We start from the raw sequence: 4638 nt of genomic DNA, 5'->3' as shown, positions 1-4638 counted from the left end.
GGTGGCCACCTCGACCGCGGTGATGATCGTCAACGCCTCCACGGCGACCATCGCGCTGGCAGGTGTCCGGCGGCTGGAGCGTGCCGGTGCAGCGCATCGAGGTGTCGCTGCTGTCGCCGCGGGTGCCGCAGGCGATCGTGTGCCTCGCCGGTCCGCTGGGCAGCGAGCACCGCTGCGACCAGTTCGAGATCTCCCACACCCAGGAGATGCGGGCGATGACCTCCGGGCTGGAACCCGGAGACCGGATGGACATCACCTTCAAGCTCCCGGCGGGCACCGTCCCGGCGACGGCGGTGACCGAGCAGTACTTCAGCCTGGCGAAAGCGTTCTCGCTGACCCCGGGCACCGGAGTCGGGCTGGCCGCGATCGGCCTGGTGCTCATCGGCGGACTCGGCCTGGTCTGGTACGTCCGGGGCCGCGACGCGCACGCGTTCGGTGACGACGTGGGGCGCGTCGAGGTGCTGATGACCGACGAGCGCGGCGGCGTCACCTTCGCCTCCCCGGACGGCGTGCTGCCCGGCGAGATCGGCACGGTCGTCGACGAACGGGTCGACCCGGTCGACGTGACGGCGACGATCATCGACCTCGCGGTCCGCAACTACCTGTGGATCGAGGAATTGCCCGGCCAGGACTGGCGTTTCGCGCGCATCAACCCGCCGGACGAGGCGCTGCGCCCCTACGAGCGCGCGGTCTACGACCTGCTGGTCGGTCGGGCGCCGGAAGTCCGCCTGTCCCAGCTGCGCGGCCTGAACCTGAACCAGGTGCGCGACGCGCTGTACGCGGAGGTCGTGGACAAGGAGTGGTTCGCCCGCCGCCCGGACTCGGACCGAAACCTGTTCTGGTGGAGCGGGATCGGCGTCGCGATCGGCGGCGCGGCGCTCACCGCGGCCCTGGCGCTGACGACCTCGGTCGCCCTCCTCGGCCTCGGCGTGGTGCTCGGCGGCATCGCGATGGTGGCCAGCGCCCGCCTGATGCCGGCCCGAACCCGCCGCGGCAGCGCCCTGGTCATGCAGGTCCGAGGCCTGCGCGGCTACCTCCACGACGCCGCGGCGAACTCCCTGCCCCCGGCGGACCGGGAAACGGTGTTCTCCCGCTCCCTCCCGTACGCGGTGGTCCTCGGCGAAACGGACCGCTGGCTGGCGGAATTCGCCGAACTCGACCCGGCAGCGGACGGAACCCCAGGCCTCTACTGGTATGCAACCCCGGAAGCGGCCCCCGACCTCCAGAACTTCCGCCGAACCTTCCCAACCCTCGTCACCAGCCTGAACGCAACCCTGAAGCCCTGAACCCGTCCCAGCCAGCCGCAACGTCCCGAACTGCGGCTGAACGAGTGATACCGGACGAGATCAATGCTGGTGGGAACCGTTCCAAACCATCGACGAACAGCAGGCCCAAGACATTCAGCGAGGTATGCAGTGAGCTTGTACTCCCGGTCTTTGATCGTGGTGACCGCAGGTCTGGCGTTGGTTGGGCTGTCCGCCTGTTCTGGCGGGGCAACTGGAAGCGATGAGCAGCAGCAGACCTCCGAGGCCAAGAGTTCAGGGTTGGCTGACCTCGACGTCTGCAACTTCTTCACCGCGGACGAGCTGTCCGCTTTCGGCGTGAAGGGCCCGGGTGAGCCGGACAGCACGGTCGACACCGAGCCGGGATGCAACTTCCAGGGCGACGACAAGGACGTCACGCTCTACAAGGTTCCCGGCACCCCGTTCGACGCTTACACGAAGAAGGGCAACTTCGACTCGCTGAAGCCGTTCGAGGTCAGCGGCAGGAAAGCTGCGACCGGTGTGACCAAGGGATCGGAAGGTCAAGGCATTTGTTCAGCGTTCATCGACGCTGGAAGTGGCACGGTCACGGTGACGGTGACGGGCCTGATGAAGGATTCGGTCGCTGATCCGTGCGGTGAGGCGGAGAAGGTCGCGCGGCAGATCGAGCCAAGACTTCCCGAGTAGCACAGAAGGAAGCCAAGGAGCGTGCTGCGGAGCAGCCGACGAAAGCTGTTGATCAGGAGCGGAACCAAACGAAGGTGATGTCGGCAAGACCGCTGAAACCCGGGCGAAGCTGGGCAAGGCGTTTGACCGGCGCAGGTCCTAGGTCAACTCCAAACTCGAGGAGATCATCAGCAGAGATTGGGAGGTGAGGCCGCTGATCAGGCTAAGACCACGGATCGAACCAGAGGGATCCAGCTGGGCGGACCGCCGTTTCGATGCTTTGCGGCCAGCCCAACGTCGTGGACTGCGGCTGAACGGGTGATATCGGACGGGATCAATGCTGGTGGGAACCGTTCCGGTCCGGCCTGCGTCAGGCTAGAGTGTCCACGGGTTATTGGGGGAGATCGCAGAGTCCGGAGGGATCTGGGATGGCAAGCGCTGAGAGTGCGGGCTTCGCTGGGGCGGCCGCGGGGATCCAAGCTGTCGCGGCACAGACGAACTGGGTGAACCAGCAGGCCGGAGCGGGCAAGCTCGCCCTGGAGCCGGATGCTGCGGAGAGGGCCGCGAAGCACTGCGAGGACGAGATCCGCGAGCTTCGTAGCTTGATCCAGGAAGCGCGAGCAATCGCGCGCATCGAGGGGCTTGGCAACTACCCGGATGGTCAGGACCTGACTCACCGGTTTGAAACGAAAGCCAATGATGGTGGTGCTGGCGCGTTCGCCATGATTCGCCAGATGCAAGACGAGCTGCAGAAGATGGCGGATGCCTATCGCGCTGCGGCGAAAGACTACCGTGCCATCGACGAACAGCACGCCCAGGACATTCAGCGAGGTATGTAGTGAGTGCACTTTCCCGGTCTGTGATCGCGGCAGTTGCAGGGGCGTCTCTGCTCGGGCTTTCCGCTTGCTCGGGCGGCGGCAGCTCCAGCGGTTCGGAAGAGTCTCCGACTTCGGCTGCCGCTGGGGCTGGTCTGGCGAGCTTCGATCCGTGCACGTTCTTCGAGCCTGGCGAGTTGACCTCGTGGGGGCTGTCGACGCAGAGCGAGGACTTCTCGCCGGTGAAGTCCGAGCCGGGCTGCAAGTGGGATGGGGACCAGATGGGCCTCGCGCTGCAGAAGAACGCCGAAGAGTCCGTTGCGTCGTATCAGCAGAGCGGGAGCTGGGAGCGTTACGACAAGAAGACCATTGGCGGCCGCTCGGCTGCGATCGCCAATGAACCTGGCACGGTTGGACAGGGCAGCTGCACGGTGCTCGTCGACGCTGGTGGCGGGGTAGCGATCTACATGGTCGACGGCACGCGTCGCGACTCCGTGGACGCCTGCGCTGAGGCGGAGAAGATCGCCAATCAGACCGCTTCGAGACTTCCTGAGTGATAGGAGCTAGGGGGAGTCATGGGATTTGGGGATTGGGTCGGGGACCGGATCAAGGACGTCGGGAACACCATTCACGACGCCGGTGCTGATGTCTTCGGGTACGACACCGTGGCCCAGAAGGAGGCCAAGGAGCGTGCCAAGCAGGCGACGGAGGCCGGTCAGAACGAACGGAACGCGCTGGAGCAGCGCAACCAAGCGCTGCAGGACGGCGTTACCGGGTACGACCCGCCCGGGATCTCGCAGTGCGTGAACTGGTCGGGCTTCAGCCACGCTGACATCTACAAGACGAACCAGGACAGCATCAAGGAAGACCGGGTCGGCGAATCTGCTGATGCCTGGGTGAAACTGGGAAAGGCCCTTCACGAGCGCGGTGCTCAGTTCGACTCCAAGCTCAAGGAAATCATCAGCGGCGGTTGGCAGGGTGAAGCCGCTGATCAGGCCAAGACTCTCGGTGAGCCGGTCAAGAACTGGATGGAAGGCAGCGGCAACGCCTTCGAGATGACCGGCAACAACCTGAAGTCCGCTGGTTCGGCGGCTGGTCAGGTCAAGGCCACCGTGCCGGAGCCGGAGGGGCACAGCTGGGGGCGGACCGCCGTCTCGACGCTCGCTGGTGGGCCGCTCGGTGGTGGTGGTGACGCGCTCGCGCAGATGAAGGAGCGCGAGGAGGCCGAGAAGGCCGCGCAGGAGACGATGGGGCGCGTCTACAGCCCCACGTTCACCAACGTCGACAGCCAGATGCCCGCGTACCAGAAGCCCGACGGGCAGATCGTCACCCCGCCGCCACCACCCCCGCAGGAGCCCACCGACTGGGGACGCCGTCCCGGCGGCGGTGGCCCCGGTCCGGGCACTGGCGGCGGTGGCGGCGGTGGCGTTGGTCCAGGTGGCGGCGGTGTTGGCCCCGGCGGCGGTGGCTTCGGCCCGGGCGGCACCGGCACCGGTGGCGGTCCTGGCGGGATCGGCGGTGGACCCGGTGGTATCGGCGGCCCAGGTGGTTACACCCCGCCGTCCGGGACTGACAGCCAGTGGGCCGGCACCGATCCCAGCCGGATCGGCGGCCCCGGAGGGCTTGGTCCCGGTGGCGCCGGTGGTGGTCTCGGTCCTGGTGGCGCCGGCGGTGGCATGGGCGCCGGGATGATCGGTGGCATGGGCGCTGGCGGCGCTGGGGCTGGCGGCATGGGCGCCGGTGGCATGGGACGCGGCGCTGGTGGTGCTGGTGCTGGCTTGGGTGCCGGTGGCAAGGCCGGTGCTGGCGGGCTCGGTGCTGGTGCTGGTGGTGGCGCCGGTGCTGCTGGCGCTGGGGCTCGAGGCGCAGCCGGCGGTCGCGGCGGCATGGGTGCC

5 protein-coding genes are annotated in these 4638 nt (G+C 67.4%); all 5 read left to right on the top strand.

All coding sequences use genetic code 11. The annotated features are described in order from the left end of the window. Positions 1-86: 86 nt before the first annotated feature. Entirely contained in the window at positions 87-1286 is a 1200-nt protein-coding gene (locus ABTZ89_RS35975; protein ID WP_351053409.1) for a DUF2207 domain-containing protein, read from the top strand. 156 nt (positions 1287-1442) lie between these two features. Then, complete coding sequence (locus tag ABTZ89_RS35970) at positions 1443-1949, top strand: DUF3558 family protein (protein WP_270950285.1); 507 nt, start codon at positions 1443-1445, stop codon at positions 1947-1949. 407 nt (positions 1950-2356) lie between these two features. After that, positions 2357-2767: a hypothetical protein gene (locus tag ABTZ89_RS35965; RefSeq protein ID WP_270950265.1), complete on the top strand. Its 411-nt coding sequence runs from the start codon at positions 2357-2359 to the stop codon at positions 2765-2767. A gap of 20 nt (positions 2768-2787) precedes the next feature. Continuing rightward, positions 2788-3300: a DUF3558 family protein gene (locus tag ABTZ89_RS35960; protein ID WP_270950264.1), complete on the top strand. Its 513-nt coding sequence runs from the start codon at positions 2788-2790 to the stop codon at positions 3298-3300. An 18-nt stretch (positions 3301-3318) separates the two neighbouring features. Then, positions 3319-4638 (top strand): PPE domain-containing protein (locus ABTZ89_RS35955; protein ID WP_351053406.1); only part of this gene is annotated, 1320 nt, incomplete at its 3' end.

The sequence above is a fragment of the Saccharopolyspora sp. NPDC002686 genome, assembly GCF_040295745.1.
In the GTDB taxonomy this organism is placed as follows: domain Bacteria; phylum Actinomycetota; class Actinomycetes; order Mycobacteriales; family Pseudonocardiaceae; genus Saccharopolyspora; species Saccharopolyspora oryzae.
The sequence above is the reverse complement of the archived record's forward strand: the minus strand, read 5'-3'. Positions and strand labels throughout refer to the sequence as shown.